Raw genomic sequence first — 13,767 nt, forward strand, 5'->3', positions numbered from 1 at the left:
CCAGACCTGACGCGGGGTGCCCGTCGGGCGCCCCGCACAAAACCCGTATCAAGCGGGTGATTCAGAAGGCCGCAAATGGCCACGACGGGGAGACATTTTCATGAGTTCCGAGACACAATCGAACCGCCCGCTATCCGAAGAAGAACTACAGGATCTGGTCGCATCTTCAGATGCCGGAGGGCGTAATCCGGTTGGGAATGTAGGCGTTTTCCTTGCGATCGTGGCGGCGATCTGGTCGATCTTTCAGGTCGTACTTGCTTCGCCTCTGGCGAACTATGTGTTGCCCGGCAGCGTGGTTAACAATTCGCGTCAGTTTCACCTGGCCTTTGCGATGTTTCTGGCCTTTGCAGCCTATCCGGCGCTGAAATCCAGCCCACGGGATTATATCCCTGTGCATGATTGGATCATGGGGCTGCTGGGCGCGTTTGTGGCGCTGTACGGATATTTCTTCTACACCAAGATCGTTGATGCCGGAGGGCTGGCAGACGATACAGACAAATGGATCGCCCTGGGTGGGCTATTACTGTTGTTCGAGGCCGCGCGCCGCGCGCTTGGCCCGGCGATGGCGATTATTGCGACGATCTTTTTGGCCTATGTCTTCTTTGGATCATCCGAATGGGTGCCCGAAGTCATCCGCTGGAAGGGCGCCAGCCTGAAAAAGGCGATGAGCCATATGTGGATCACCTCCGAGGGCGTGTTCGGAATCGCCTTGGGTGTTTCGACCAAGTTTGTATTCCTGTTCGTTCTGTTTGGCGCCTTGCTGGATAAGGCCGGGGCAGGGAACTATTTCATCAAGATGGCCTTTGGCGCGCTGGGTCACCTGCGCGGCGGCCCCGCCAAGGCGGCGGTTGTGGGCTCAGCTGCGACCGGCCTGATCTCGGGCTCGTCCATCGCAAACGTTGTGACCACTGGTACCTTCACCATTCCATTGATGAAACGCGTTGGGTTCAGCAGCGAACAGGCGGGTTCGGTCGAGGTTGCCTCTTCGGTGAACGGGCAGATCATGCCACCCGTCATGGGCGCTGCAGCCTTCTTGATGGTAGAATATGTGGGAATTTCCTATGTCGAGGTGATCACCCACGCCTTCCTGCCAGCGGCGATCTCGTACATTGCTTTGGTCTATATCGTGCATCTCGAAGCCGTAAAGCGGAACATGCCCACGTTGGGCGACCGCGAAGTGAAACTGGCACGTACCGTGGTTGGTATGTTCTCGTTCTTCATTGTCTTTGCTGGGCTCTGCTATGGCTCTCAATTCCCTGTAGAAGCAGTGACAAATTGGATGCCGAACTCGGCCGGTCTGGTCCTCAGCCTGATCATCTGCGCAATTTACGTGGCGCTGCTGTACCTGGCCGCACAGGTGCCCGATCTGGAACCCGATGACCCGAATGCCAAAGAGGTGACGCTGCCGGTCATTAGCGAGATCTACAAGGCGGGCCTGCACTACCTTCTGCCGATCATCGTGCTGGTCTATTTCCTGATGATTGAACAGAAATCGCCCGGTCTTTCGGCCTTTTGGGCCACGTCCTTGCTGTTTGTGATCCTGCTGACGCAGAAACCGCTGAAGGCGATGTTCCGGGGGCAAAGCAACTTCTACAACGCGTTCATCGACGGTGTCGCGGATCTGTGGCAGGGCATGATCGACGGCGCGCGCAACATGATCGGTATCGCGCTGGCGACGGCCACGGCGGGTGTGATCGTTGGTACCGTGACCCTGACCGGTGTGGGCCAGGTGATGGCCGATCTGGTCGAATTCCTGTCGGGTGGCAATCTGATCCTGATGCTGATCATGGTCGGTATCCTCAGCCTGATCCTGGGCATGGGCCTGCCGACCACTGCGAACTATATCGTCGTCAGTTCTTTGATGGCCGGTGTGGTCGTGGAGCTGGGCGCGCAGAGCGGGCTGATTGTGCCGCTGATCGCGGTGCATCTGTTCGTCTTCTACTTTGGCATCATGGCGGATGTGACACCGCCCGTGGGGCTGGCCAGTTTCGCGGCTGCGGCTGTATCGGGGGGCGATGCGATCAAGACCGGATTCATCGCCTTCTTCTATAGCCTGCGCACGGTCGCGTTGCCGTTTGTCTTCATCTTCAACACAGACCTTCTGTTGATTGATGTGACCTGGGTCGAAGGGATAATCGTTGCGATATTTGCGACGATAGCGATCCTTGTCTTTACGGCGGGCACGATGGGCTACTTCCTGACCCGCAGCCGGATCTATGAAAGCGTTGCCTTGGTCGCGGTTGCTTTCGCACTATTCCGTCCGGATTACTTTATGGACAGGATTTCACCCCCATATCAGACCGTTGAACCGGCTGCATTCACCGAAACGATCGGGGAAACACCGCCCGGAACCGAGGTGCGTCTGGTCATCAGCGGCCCGGATTTCGACACGCTTGAGATGGTGGATACCACGGTTGTCGTCTCTGTCGGTGACGAAGACGGCGGTCCTGCACGGGTTGATGCGATGGGTCTACTGCTGATCGAAGAGGACGGTCTGATCAAACTGGAAGAGCCGCTGTTCGGCGCGCCTGTTGCAGATGATCTGAGCATCTTCGACTATTACGGGGATGAGGCCGTGCGCCTGACCTCGGTCAGCCTGCCGTCAAGCCAGCCACCCAAGCAACTGGTGTATATCCCGGCGATGATCCTGTTGGGTCTGATCGCCTTCCTGCAACGCGGCCGTGCCGCCAGACAAGGGGTGCCCGCATGACACGTTCTGTTCTGTGTGCTGTTGATATCAGCAATGGAAAAATTGATGGCCCGGTCCTTCAAAAGGCCGCTGCATTGGCCGATTTGGAGGGGGCGCAGCTGGATGTGGTCAGTGTTCTGCCCGATTTTGGAGAAAGCTGGGTGTCCGGCTTTTTCCAGGCGGATTTCCATGAAAAGGCATTGGCTGAGGCGCAGAAACAACTGACCGAGCTGTGCGCATCAACATTGGGCAGTGAGCGCAATGAAAAGATCCGCCATGTGGTGGCCACGGGCACGGCCTATCAGGAGATCCTGAGAACCGCAGAAAGCGCCGGATCTGACCTGATCGTCATTGGGGCGCATAAGCCGGACTTCAAGGATTACCTGCTGGGTCCGAATGCTGCGCGCGTCGTGCGGCATTCGACAGTCTCGGTCTACGTGGTGCGATGATCTAATACCCGGTCATTTCAAGATAGCCACGGCCTGAATGGCTGCCTGAGACCGTAACGGGCCCCTCCCAATAGGCAAAGCGGGTTGCCATCCAGGCTTTGGGTGTCAGGGCGCTGACGACAATATCCACCCCGCGGGCGGGGAGTGTAACACGCCATTCAATCGGGATATCCCGGTCAGCGACATGAGCTGTCTGAAGCGGTTCAAAAGAAACAGAGCCATCGGCAAGCGCGGTGGTTTCGCCATCCTTGCCGATCCACGTTGCAGAGGTGAAATCCTCAGCCTCTCCGCGCAGGCGAAAGGCCATCAGCTTGTCGCCGCCTTCAAAGCTGAGCGAGAACCAATCCCATCCGCTTTGATCCTCGGCCAAGGGCTGCGAGGACCATTCCCGATCCAGCCAACCCTGTCCGGATACCGCAACATCCCCATCCGGCAGATGCACTGTGCCTGTCAGGTCGAAAAACGGCTGTGAATAGTAATGACTTGCCTGCCCCTGCGTAGACTTGACCGAATATCCGGCATCCCCGTGAAAGACCAAAGGCCCCGTTGCGCGCATTGACAGATCGTATCCGAACTCAGAACCGTTGGCCCTAATCTTCAGCGCATTAAAGTCGGGTCCGCGCATGTACCATTCGTCGATCCAGGCTTCGAATGGGGTGGCAGTTACCCCGGCCTGACCGATACCGCCCCGCGACAGGCGTTCAGCAAAGTAATGGGCATCAGGGGTGGTCAAGGCGGCATGGCCCAACCACAACTGCGGACTTTGCCAGGATTGCTCTTCATAGGGTTTCAGCGCCGAGCGGAACAACGTCCATTGCACACCGTAATCGCGCCCGTCTTCTCCTTTCAGGTTTGCGGTCAGATACCACCATTCGATCTTGAAAGTGGGATGGGGACCGTGATCCTGTGGAAAGCTCAACTGATACCCAAGCAGGGGGACGTCGAACCCGTCGGCCTCACCTCCAAGACCGGCAAAGCCCTGCGCCCGAAGTTGGGCGGGCAATAGCAGGGCCAGAATTAGGAACCAGGCTTTAGCGTTCATTGGCAAACACTCTTAACAACTCGGCAGGCAGGATGCGCAGCAACCGAAGGGCTGGAACCGCAGCGGCGATAACAGCGGCCAGTAAGGTCAGAAGAAATAGATAGAACCAGTCGCTTGGGAATAGGTACATTGGTAACCGCCAGCCAAACGCCTCGACATTGATGACCGTCAGCAACGTCCAGGCCAGAACTAACCCAAGCGGCAAGGCCAGCGCGGCGGTCAGAGAGGCCAAAAGCACGCTCTGCGTCAGTTCAAACCGCGCCAGTTGCGCCCGCGTCAGGCCAAGCGCCCAGACCGGTGCGATCTGAGGCAACCGTTGTGTCCAAAGCGTCAGCAGGCTGGTCAGGATTGCAAATCCAGCAACCCCAAGCGTCAGGATATTCAGCGCAGAGGTCACCACAAATGTGTCCTCGAAGATTTCCGTGGATCGGGCCTTCATGTCCGCTTGATGAACGACTGCCTGCGGAGGAAGGTCAAATTCCGCCCGAAGCCTTTCGGCAACATCGCTGGCCTGATCAGGGGGCATGCGAACGCCATATCGCCGTTCCTCGGTATTGGGTGCGATATCTTCCAAAAGCTCCATCGACACGATGGCTTGTCCGGTTGGATTGCCATAATCAGAATAGACCCCTGCAATGACCAGCTTGTGACCCGGGCGGAGCGTGATTTGATCTCCGGGCCACAAATTGGATCTGCGCGCAAGCTGTTCGTTGATCAGAACGGCGGTTCCGGACATCACCTGATCCCATACTCCGGGCACTGAGGCGATCAGCGACCAGTTTTCTTGATAAACCGGATTGTTCACCACTCCGTAAAGAAACAAGGGGCCGCTTCCGTGCGCCAGCTCGACGCTGCGGATCGGCAAAACGGCGTCGACCTGAGGCAGCAGCCATTTCTTGATGTCCTGCGCCTGTTGTTCGTCGGCTGCGGTTATATACAGTTCTGATGTCAGTCGTTGGTCAAGCCACCCAGTAAATGTCAGCCGGAAACTCGACACCATGGTTCCAACGCCGATATTTGCGGCCAATGCCAACATCAATGCCATCAGGGCCAAAGAGAGACCGGGCAGTTGCGCCTGCATGTCGGCGAATACCCATTGTCTGACCGGGCCGTTCTGTAGCTTCTGAAGTCCGGTTACTGCGATCAGCAAGAGAAACGGTAAAATCAACGCAGAACCCGTCAGGATTCCGGCAACCAGCACGAACCCTGCGACCAAACCGTCGGCCACAAAGATTGAAACGATCCCCAACCCAATCAGGAATACTCCGATCAGAGCCAATCTTTTGGTTGCAGTGTCGTCCCCCCGCCAGGCCTGCGGACCCGGGCTGGATAACAGCGGCAGCCGAGCCAATCGGAACAAAGCCTGAGAGCTGGCCAATAGCGTTCCGAACAGGGCCATGGCCAAGCCCGCAAGAACCCAGTGCAGTTGAAGCGAAAGCTGACCTTCAACTGGTGCACCATACAACCCGCGTAGGGTCGATGCCACGTCGGGCAGCAAGGCCCCGGCCAGCAGGAAACCCAGTACCAGACCGGCGCCCCCTCCAATCAGGGCCAGCAGCGAAAGCTCGGCCAGAATGATCCATACGATCTGACGCATCGGAACGCCCAGCGCACGTATTGTTCTGATAATTGCTCGGCGCTGTGCAAAGGCCAGCCCGACGGTGCCATGGACGATGAACAGCCCGACGGCAAAGGACAAAAGAGCAAAGGCAGACAGGTTGAGGTGGAAGCTCTCTGTCAGTTGCGCCGTGTCCAATCTGGTCGAGGCTGCAACGCGTGTCAGATCGGGGGCGATCTGCTCAAGCGATGGGATCGCTCGGGGCTGCTCTGGCAAGACGACCAGACGTGAAATCTGCCCCTTTTTGTCAAGCAGCTGTTCGGCAACGCCAATATCGGTAAAGACCAGATCGGGCGGCAGCGCGTCGCTGGACAGGATCGTGGGCAGGTCGCTTGCCTGCGCCAGAATCTGGGCAAGTTCCGTCGCGACTATTATCCTGCCGGGCGCGGTGAGCATATCTGCGGGATCGGGCGGCGTATCGCTTTGTTCCAAACGGCTGAGGGCCGGTAGGGGTGGAAAGGCGACCAAGTCGACCCCCATGACCTGCAGATTGCGCCCGCTATGGCGCCAACGCCCCTCAAGCACCGCAGCGACCTGCCAGCCAGCCCGACGCAAGCTGACATAATGGTCGATCGTCAAATTCCCCGAGGTGGCGTGCAATTCATCGTATTGACCAAATGAGAGCTGATCATTGGCCCGTTGATAGCTTGCCCGCGCCTCGGAGTTTATGGCCTGAACCGCCGACCACAGCCCGGTCGCAAGCGCAGTGCCGGTCAACAAGGTCAATAGCTGAAGCCAATGGGCACGCCAGTGCGACACCAACGCCTGTATGACGGCCAAAGTCACGAGATATGACCGCCGGACAGGCGGACCTGTTGGTCCAGACGGGCTGCTATGTCATGCGAATGTGTCACCAAAAGCAGGGCTGCGCTGGTTTCGGCGACCAGCGCAAGCATCAAATCCAATACATTGGTACTTGCGACCTCATCCAGATTTCCTGTTGGTTCATCCGCGAGCAAAAGACTGGGGCGCGGCGCAAGGGCGCGTCCGATGGCAACGCGTTGCTGCTGGCCGCCTGACAGGTTCTCGGGAAAGCGGTCTAGCAGGTCCCGCAATCCCAGTTTGTCTGCAAGATGATCGCACCAGTCCGGATCATATTTACCGGCAAGCCGGGCATGGAAGGACAGGTTTTGGCCGACCGTCAACGACGGGATCAGATTGAACTGTTGGAATACCAGGGCCACACGCTCGCGCCGAAGGGCTGCGCGCCCGGTATCGTCTAGTTTGGACAGGTTGGTTCCGCCCAGTGAGATTTCGCCCGCATCGAATATGTCCAGCGCACCTGCGAGATTTAGAAGCGTGCTTTTGCCACTGCCACTTTCCCCGGTTAGGGCAAGCGTTTGGCCATGGTCCAACGACAGAGATACTCCGTTCAAAATCGGTCGACCGTTTGCATATGATTTATGGACATCAGTTATTTTAAGCAGCATTCATAGGCGCCCTGTATTCTGCCACTCACAATTTGCAGCCGACCGAAGCGGTGTCCAGTTCAATGGCGCTATCGTTTCCATTCGTCGCAGACGCAGGGTTGCCCAATCCTGCAATTGAAGCGATTGTGACGAGACTTAAAAACAGAGGGGATGGGCGCCGGTGACCTTATCCGAGCAGATTATCTGGGGAAGCGTTTATTTGGGTATCTGCTTTTTGATCGAAATTGCCCTGCTGACCTGGTGCATGCAGATCATCCGCGTGATGTCGATCAAACTGGAAAAAAGCAAAAGGTTTGTCACAATCGCCAGTCCGCTCTGTATCGCACTGATTTTTATCGTGATGATCCATACCTTTCAGGTCTGGCTTTGGGCGATTGTCTGGGTCTTTGGGGATGTTCTGGCGGACTGGAATTCGGCGCTGTATTTTTCCTTGGTGACGTTCACTACGCTGGGTTACGGCGACATTGTGTTAGGAGAGGGGCTGCGCATCTTTGGTGCATTTGCGTCGGTCACCGGGCTTTTGGCATTTGGGCTGTCCACAGCCTTTTTGGTCGCGGTCATGTCGCGGGTGCTGCAGGAAGAGTCGATCCTTTAAAGGATTGGTGCGAACAACCGCGCCAGAGGCGAGCCGAACCGAATATAGGCCGGTTGTTCGGGTAAGGTTTTGACCAGCTCATAGCTGGATTCAAAGTCCATTAGCAGCATGTCGTGAACTGCATGGGCCGCGTCCTTGTCAAAGAACAGGGCCATCGCCTCAAAATTCAGGCGGAAAGAGCGGTTGTCCAGATTGGTGGTGCCAACAGCGGTCAGGGTGTCGTCCACCAGAAATACTTTTTGATGCATGAATCCATCAGTGTACCGGTAGACCCGCGCGCCGCATTCCCTGATCTCGTCGAAATAGGCAAAGGCCGCCAGCCAAGGCAAGCGGTGATCAATCACGTCGGGAACCAGAATGCGAACATCTACCCCGCGCATTGCGGCGTGGCGTAGTGCGGTCATGATGTCGATATCAGGAACGAAATAGGGGGATGCGATCCACAATCGTTCCTTTGCTTCCGTGATTGCAGAAAAGAACATCATGGCGCCGGTTTCGGTTTCGTCCCCCGGACCTGTGGCGACGAGAAGGGCGTTCATGTCCTGATCAGATTCCTGACCCGCCCAGGCCAGTTGATCTATCAGGTCTTCTTGATGCGCCCAGTACCAGTCCTCTGTAAAGATCAGTTGTAGTTGGCGCACGATATGTCCAGTCAGCCTTATGTGTGTGTCCCGCCAATGTCCGAACTTTGCGGACTGACCGAGATATTCGTCGCCGACATTGTGGCCGCCGATAAAGCCGATTTCTCCGTCTATGATCACCGTTTTCCTGTGATTGCGATAGTTTAGCTGAAATCGCTGTCCTGGATGACGCTTTTCATGCTGACCGGCAACGTGAATTCCCGCCGCGCGCAGCGACGTGATGTAGCTTGTCGGTAGGCCATAACTGCCTACGGCGTCGGTCATAAAGCGAACTTGCACGCCGCGCTCTGCGGCAGCGATCAGTTTGCTTTGCAGTTGCCGCCCCAATCCGTCATCACGCACGATGTAGAACTGGACAAGCACATAGTCCTGAGCCGCGTCGATAGCCTGAAAGATAGCGTCAAAGGTTGCCTGCCCATCGACAAGCAAATCTGCACCGTTGCCGCGTGATATGGGAAGATGCGCAAGCTCTTCGAAAGGGAGCGGATTGATCGTGATCATGCCCGGATCTGGGCGCGAAAAATCCGCAAAGCTTTTTATCCCTTCGACAACAGTCTCAGCGTGCTTTCGGGCCAGGCGATACCCGCGAAAACGATGATGTCCCAGAAACAAGTACAGCGGTACGCCAGCTATCGGCGCCGAGATCAAAAAGACCACCCATCCCACGGCACCCTGCGGTGTGCGCGCTGTTTGAGCGGCGCGTATCGAAAAGACCGCGGCGGTCAGGTACAAACATAGGACAAAGAGGGAAACAAAGAGTGTCAGCATGGAGGATTCGATCCTGGCATTTTCCTTAGTGTTTCAAGTTGCATTGGGGATTGGCCTGTTCAGACTGTATTCCCCGATGGCGGCCCTTCGTCGCCGAGTTCACCATTCAGGGACATTAAAATTGCGATCGGGCGCAATGCGGGAATATGGCTGAAGATGATCAGGATGCAGACGGTCAGCGGAACGCTCAGGAAGGCTCCGATCAGACCCCAGACCGTAGTCCAGAACATAAGTGCCAGAATGACCAGAAATGTCGACATGTTCAGCGATCGGCCCAGCATGGCCGGGTCCAGAAAATTACCGATCATGAACTGAAGCGTGCCACAGCCGAAAACTATGATCAGAAACGGCCCGATACTTTCAAATTGAACCAGTGCAATCGCCGCTGGAAACAGAACCGCAATAATTGACCCAATCGAGGGTATGAAATTCAGGGCAAAGGTCAGCACTGCCCATGTCTCGGAATACTCAAGACCAAGGGTCTTGAAGACCACATAGCTGATTCCAGCCGTTATCAGGCTGATAAAGGTCTTCACTCCGACATAACGCTGCAGACTAAAGGAAATCGCGTCCAGAACCAAAGCGAACTCGGCACCGGTTTTAGGGTCACCGGCGGCCATACGGATCTTTTTGCGGAACGCCAGACGTTCGGCCATCAGGAATGCAACGTAAAGGCTGATGAGGAAAAACTGGTTCAGCAAGGACGTTGCGCTGCCCAGCAACATCCGGGCGACGAAAGACATATCAATGTTGACCAGATTGTCCCTGATGAAGGCCGTGATATCGTTGCCCACAAGGTCGTTTATGCGGTTAACGGCCTCGTCGAACTGGCTTTCGTATGTATTGATCGAGCGTGCAAACTGCGTCGCCTGATTGCCCAGAATATACATGATCATGAACAACCCGACCAAAACCACGGTCACTCCAGCCAGGTTAGCCAACCAGACCGGAGCCTTGGTCAGCGCAATAACCCGGTCACTCAGCGCGATGATCAGGACGTTGATCAGCAAGGCCATGGTCAGCGGGATCAGAAAAGCGGAACCTGCATAAAGCCCCAATACGACCAGTGACACGACAATCGCGGTGTCGCGGACAACCGAAAGGCGCAACCTGTTCGGCATGCTTGAGTTCTGGTCGCTGGTTGGCATTTTTCGCCCGGCTTTGTGTAGGTTCCGTTTCGATCCTGCACGGGACAAAGGGATTATGCAATGCAACCAAACATTTGGAGTTGGTTAATTGCGTCCAGTCGGGTTTTGCCGGTTCTGGTTCGAATACAGTCAGGGTAGAGTTTTCGGATGACGACAAGTTTGATTCCCCTGACTGGAAGAGTAATTCGAGCCCTTTGGCTGGCCTTGGGGCGATTTGGGGCCAAAAACGGCATGGTCATGAGCAGCCACGTTGCCATGTCCCTGATGCTGGCCCTGTTTCCGTTTGTTCTGTTCACTGTGGCACTGGCTGGTACGCTGTCTCAGGATTATGTCACGGACGAGCTGATCGAACTGATCTTTGGCGCCTGGCCAAAAGATGTCGCCGGCCCGATTGTGGGAGAGTTGCGCTCGGTCCTGGCGGAATCAGGTTCGGGGGTAATCACCCTGGGCGGTTTGCTGGCCATTTTCTTTGCCTCAAACGGCGTAGTTGCGGTGCGGGCAGCCATGAATCAGGCCTATCATGATCATGACGCCTGGCCATTCTGGAAGACACGCTTGCTGTGCCTGGGATTGGTGATTGTTGGCGGGGCGGCCATTCTGGCCATCGCCGCCGTCGAAGTCGTCTTGCCGGTCTACACGCGCCTCGTGTCCGAAAAAACTGACGTCAACGTATCAGACTGGTTGTCTGTGGATCGATTGCGTTGGACCTTTACCGTGGCGGTTCCTGCGGGCACGGTTATCGTTGCACATCTTGTGCTGCCGACGCGCCGCCATCGGCTGTGGCAGATCCTTCCGGGCGTTGTTCTGACACTCGCTCTGTGGGCGATGGGCGGTTGGGGCTTTTCGATCTATATCGGACAGTTCGCCTCGTACAGCGCTACTTATGCTGGTCTTGCGGGCGCGATGGCTGCGTTGATTTTCCTGTATCTATGCGCGGCCATCCTGATTCTGGGCGCTGAATTCAACGGCGCGCTGATGGATTTGCAGGATCAAAGTAACGGACAAACCTGAAGGGCAGGGTGGCTGGGGCTGTAAAATAGCAATTCAAAGCCCGGTTTGCGTCATGAAATCGGCACTTTTCTTACCAAAACTGCATGGGACTGTGACCCCATACGCATCAAGGTGAGGCCTCATGACCAAACTGCCCGAAAGCGCGAAATCGCAAAATCCATCGTCGCTGACCCGGCGGATTGAAGAATTACGGGCCAAACCGGCGACGGATATCAGTCACGGTGAGGCATTGTTGTTGCAAGGAAACGCAATATCTTCGCTGCGTGAACAGCGCCTTGCGCGTTCTCTGGCTGACTTCGCAGATTAACTTCAGCCGCGAAATCCTGTTGCCACAACGAATTTTTCCGAACTGTCGGCGCGGGATGCCGGTGGTTTAACATGCGCTACCTTGTCAAACTTCTGTTTCAGAATCTTCTGCAGATCCCCTTCGGCTCCTCCGGCCAGAACCTTAGCGACAAATGTGCCGCCCTGTTCAAGCACATCAAAGGCGAAATAGGCGGCGGTTTCGCACAAGGCCATGATCCGCAAATGGTCGGTTTGTTTATGCCCCGAGGACGCAGCAGCCATATCTGACATCACCACGTCAGCTTTGCCACCCAACCAGTCTTTGACCTTCTGGTCGGCATCGTCCTCCATAAAGTCCAACTGGTGAACCTCGGACCCGGCCACTGGTTCGACCTCTTGTATGTCGACACCCAGAACAGTGCCGATTTTCTTACCGCTTTTCTCACCCAATGCATTAACGCGCTGGACCGCAACCTGCAGCCAGCCGCCTGGGGCGCAACCCAGATCGACGATGCGCGCACCTGGAACCAGGAAGCGAAATTTATCGTCCAGTTCCAATATCTTGAAAGCCGCACGGCCACGATAGCCTTCGACCTGCGCGCGCTTGACATAGGGGTCATTCAGCTGACGTTCCAACCACCGGGTCGAGCTGATTTTGCGCCCGCGGGCGGTTTTGACCTTAACCTTCAGGTCGCGCTGCCCGCGGCCCGAATTGTTTTTGCCAGTAGGTGTCTTCGCCATCAGAACGGTCCGTCTTCCAATACACCGTCCGCGCTCATCTGCGCATAAAGCAGGCCTTCGCGCAGCCCCCGGTCCGCCACTGAAAGACGGTCGGTTGGCCAACATCGTAACAAAGCCTGCAATATGGCCGAGCCGGACATGATCAGGGCCTGGCGGTCATCGCCGATACGCGGATCTCTCCGCCGCCCCAGTGGGCCGAGTTCTAGATACCCGCGTATCACTTTGTCAATCTGATCGCTTGTCATGCGCAAACCGTCTACCTTGGTCCGGTCATACCGCTTCAATCCCAGATGTGAGGCTGCGACTGTCGTAACCGTGCCACTGGTGCCGACGATCTGAAAACCTTCGCGGGCTTGTTCATCCTTATAAGGCGCAAAATCGGCCAAGTTTTCTTCGAAAAACCAGCTCATCAAAGCAAACCGCGCCGCATCATCTTCGACATCATGGAACTGATCGCGCAGCGTCGCAACGCCGAGGGGAACACTGATCCAATCCACAACCTTGGCTGCAGGAAACGGGCTGTCTGTTGTATGAAATCCATTATGCAGACGCATAATCGCCGCCGGGCGATCCCGACGCGGAAGCGAGGATATGTCGATCCAGACAAGCTCTGTCGAACCGCCGCCAATATCCACAACCAACAACTGTTCTGTCTTAGTGGACACCAGCGGGGCACAGGATATTACGGCCAGACGCGCTTCTTCCTCGGGCTGGATGATCTCAAGCGTCAACCCGGTTTCACCCTTTACCTGGCGAATGAATTCACGTGAATTTTTTGCACGGCGACAAGCCTCGGTTGCGACTAGACGCATGCGCTTGACCTTGTTGCGTTTCAGCTTTTGCTGGCAAATGCGCAACGCCTGAATGGTGCGCGCCATCGACGACCGAGACAAACGCCCCGTCCGCTCTAAGCCCGCGCCCAACTGCACGGATTTAGAAAAACTGTCCACCACATGAAACCCGCTGCCCTTGGGCTGGGCAATTAACATGCGACAGCTATTTGTTCCCAAATCCAGCGCGGCATAAAGCGCATCAGGATCGGGTCTTGCCGGCGCGGGGCTTTCGACCGCCTTCGGGAACGCGCCCGCACCTTTGGGACGCTTGGGCGCCATCTTCAACGCCCTCCGATTTACGAGTTACCCCGACCATAGGTCGGCCTTTTGGTTCGTGCAAGATACTCATTAAATTGATGAGAATTTTGAGGTGAGGTTTACAGGAACAATTCGTTACAAGCCGTGTATCCCGTTGTAGGTGAAAACGTCGTTTGAAATGCGCCTTGTGTCGAAAATCGACCGACCTGCGACCACATTGAAGTTTAGAACCGGTCCATCTGGTTAGGAGGAATCAAAG

General features: G+C 56.1%; 12 protein-coding genes. 5 read left to right on the forward strand and 7 right to left on the reverse strand.

Translation table 11 applies throughout. The annotated features are described in order from the left end of the window. Nucleotides 1–100 precede the first annotated feature (100 nt). Entirely contained in the window at nt 101–2,710 is a 2,610-nt protein-coding gene (locus AC2FJV_RS16965; protein ID WP_496714131.1) for a TRAP transporter permease, read from the forward strand. Further along, on the forward strand, nt 2,707–3,138 hold the full coding sequence (locus tag AC2FJV_RS16970) for a universal stress protein (RefSeq protein ID WP_142633674.1): 432 nt from the start codon (nt 2,707–2,709) through the stop codon (nt 3,136–3,138). Before AC2FJV_RS16965 ends, AC2FJV_RS16970 begins: the two co-directional genes overlap by 4 nt. A gap of 1 nt (nt 3,139) precedes the next feature. Here AC2FJV_RS16970 and AC2FJV_RS16975 read toward each other — a convergent pair whose 3' ends face one another. Genes AC2FJV_RS16975 through AC2FJV_RS16985 form a run of 3 tightly spaced genes read right to left on the reverse strand, consistent with a single transcriptional unit; the run spans nt 3,140 to nt 7,228 of the window. Further along, on the reverse strand, nt 3,140–4,180 hold the full coding sequence (locus tag AC2FJV_RS16975) for a lipocalin-like domain-containing protein (RefSeq protein WP_496714132.1): 1,041 nt from the start codon (nt 4,178–4,180) through the stop codon (nt 3,140–3,142). Then, nucleotides 4,170–6,584: an ABC transporter permease gene (locus tag AC2FJV_RS16980; protein ID WP_496714133.1), complete on the reverse strand. Its 2,415-nt coding sequence runs from the start codon at nt 6,582–6,584 to the stop codon at nt 4,170–4,172. Before AC2FJV_RS16980 ends, AC2FJV_RS16975 begins: the two co-directional genes overlap by 11 nt. Next, the gene (locus tag AC2FJV_RS16985; protein WP_496714134.1) at nt 6,581–7,228 is read right to left on the reverse strand and encodes an ABC transporter ATP-binding protein; all 648 of its coding nucleotides are present in this window, start codon (nt 7,226–7,228) and stop codon (nt 6,581–6,583) included. The genes AC2FJV_RS16980 and AC2FJV_RS16985 overlap by 4 nt, the downstream gene beginning before the upstream one ends. 160 nt (nt 7,229–7,388) lie before the next feature. Between AC2FJV_RS16985 and AC2FJV_RS16990 the strand changes: the two genes are divergently transcribed. Beyond that, nucleotides 7,389–7,823: an ion channel gene (locus tag AC2FJV_RS16990; RefSeq protein WP_142633682.1), complete on the forward strand. Its 435-nt coding sequence runs from the start codon at nt 7,389–7,391 to the stop codon at nt 7,821–7,823. Here the strand turns inward: AC2FJV_RS16990 and cls are convergent. Together cls and AC2FJV_RS17000 are read right to left on the reverse strand one after the other, a co-directional pair. Then, nucleotides 7,820–9,232, reverse strand: coding sequence for a cardiolipin synthase (cls, locus tag AC2FJV_RS16995; protein WP_142633684.1), 1,413 nt, complete (start codon nt 9,230–9,232; stop codon nt 7,820–7,822). The two genes, AC2FJV_RS16990 and cls, sit on opposite strands and share 4 nt — an antisense overlap. A 59-nt stretch (nt 9,233–9,291) precedes the next feature. Beyond that, complete coding sequence (locus AC2FJV_RS17000) at nt 9,292–10,353, reverse strand: AI-2E family transporter (protein WP_496714135.1); 1,062 nt, start codon at nt 10,351–10,353, stop codon at nt 9,292–9,294. 174 nt (nt 10,354–10,527) lie between these two features. Between AC2FJV_RS17000 and AC2FJV_RS17005 the strand changes: the two genes are divergently transcribed. After that, on the forward strand, nt 10,528–11,391 hold the full coding sequence (locus AC2FJV_RS17005) for a YihY/virulence factor BrkB family protein (RefSeq protein WP_142633688.1): 864 nt from the start codon (nt 10,528–10,530) through the stop codon (nt 11,389–11,391). A 121-nt stretch (nt 11,392–11,512) separates the two neighbouring features. Continuing rightward, the gene (locus tag AC2FJV_RS17010; RefSeq protein WP_142633690.1) at nt 11,513–11,698 is read left to right on the forward strand and encodes a hypothetical protein; all 186 of its coding nucleotides are present in this window, start codon (nt 11,513–11,515) and stop codon (nt 11,696–11,698) included. Between the two features lie 2 nt (nt 11,699–11,700). On the opposite strand, the gene AC2FJV_RS17015 is transcribed toward AC2FJV_RS17010, so the two are convergent. Continuing rightward, complete coding sequence (locus AC2FJV_RS17015) at nt 11,701–12,417, reverse strand: RlmE family RNA methyltransferase (protein ID WP_142633692.1); 717 nt, start codon at nt 12,415–12,417, stop codon at nt 11,701–11,703. After that, on the reverse strand, nt 12,417–13,529 hold the full coding sequence (locus AC2FJV_RS17020) for a Ppx/GppA phosphatase family protein (RefSeq protein WP_142633694.1): 1,113 nt from the start codon (nt 13,527–13,529) through the stop codon (nt 12,417–12,419). The genes AC2FJV_RS17015 and AC2FJV_RS17020 overlap by 1 nt, the downstream gene beginning before the upstream one ends. Between the last annotated feature and the right edge of the window lie 238 nt (nt 13,530–13,767).

This window comes from Ruegeria sp. CDSA241 (genome assembly GCF_059611265.1).

What these genes read in the sequence shown, in the direction of transcription:
- AC2FJV_RS16965 (WP_496714131.1), top strand. Translation starts at nt 101, where the DNA reads ATGAGTTCCGAGACACAATCGAACCGCCCGCTATCCGAAGAAGAACTA.
- AC2FJV_RS16970 (WP_142633674.1), top strand. Translation starts at nt 2,707, where the DNA reads ATGACACGTTCTGTTCTGTGTGCTGTTGATATCAGCAATGGAAAAATT.
- AC2FJV_RS16975 (WP_496714132.1), bottom strand. Translation starts at nt 4,180, where the DNA reads ATGAACGCTAAAGCCTGGTTCCTAATTCTGGCCCTGCTATTGCCCGCC.
- AC2FJV_RS16985 (WP_496714134.1), bottom strand. Translation starts at nt 7,228, where the DNA reads ATGCTGCTTAAAATAACTGATGTCCATAAATCATATGCAAACGGTCGA.
- cls (WP_142633684.1), bottom strand. Translation starts at nt 9,232, where the DNA reads ATGCTGACACTCTTTGTTTCCCTCTTTGTCCTATGTTTGTACCTGACC.
- AC2FJV_RS17000 (WP_496714135.1), bottom strand. Translation starts at nt 10,353, where the DNA reads ATGCCGAACAGGTTGCGCCTTTCGGTTGTCCGCGACACCGCGATTGTC.
- AC2FJV_RS17005 (WP_142633688.1), top strand. Translation starts at nt 10,528, where the DNA reads ATGACGACAAGTTTGATTCCCCTGACTGGAAGAGTAATTCGAGCCCTT.
- AC2FJV_RS17010 (WP_142633690.1), top strand. Translation starts at nt 11,513, where the DNA reads ATGACCAAACTGCCCGAAAGCGCGAAATCGCAAAATCCATCGTCGCTG.
- AC2FJV_RS17015 (WP_142633692.1), bottom strand. Translation starts at nt 12,417, where the DNA reads ATGGCGAAGACACCTACTGGCAAAAACAATTCGGGCCGCGGGCAGCGC.
- AC2FJV_RS17020 (WP_142633694.1), bottom strand. Translation starts at nt 13,529, where the DNA reads ATGGCGCCCAAGCGTCCCAAAGGTGCGGGCGCGTTCCCGAAGGCGGTC.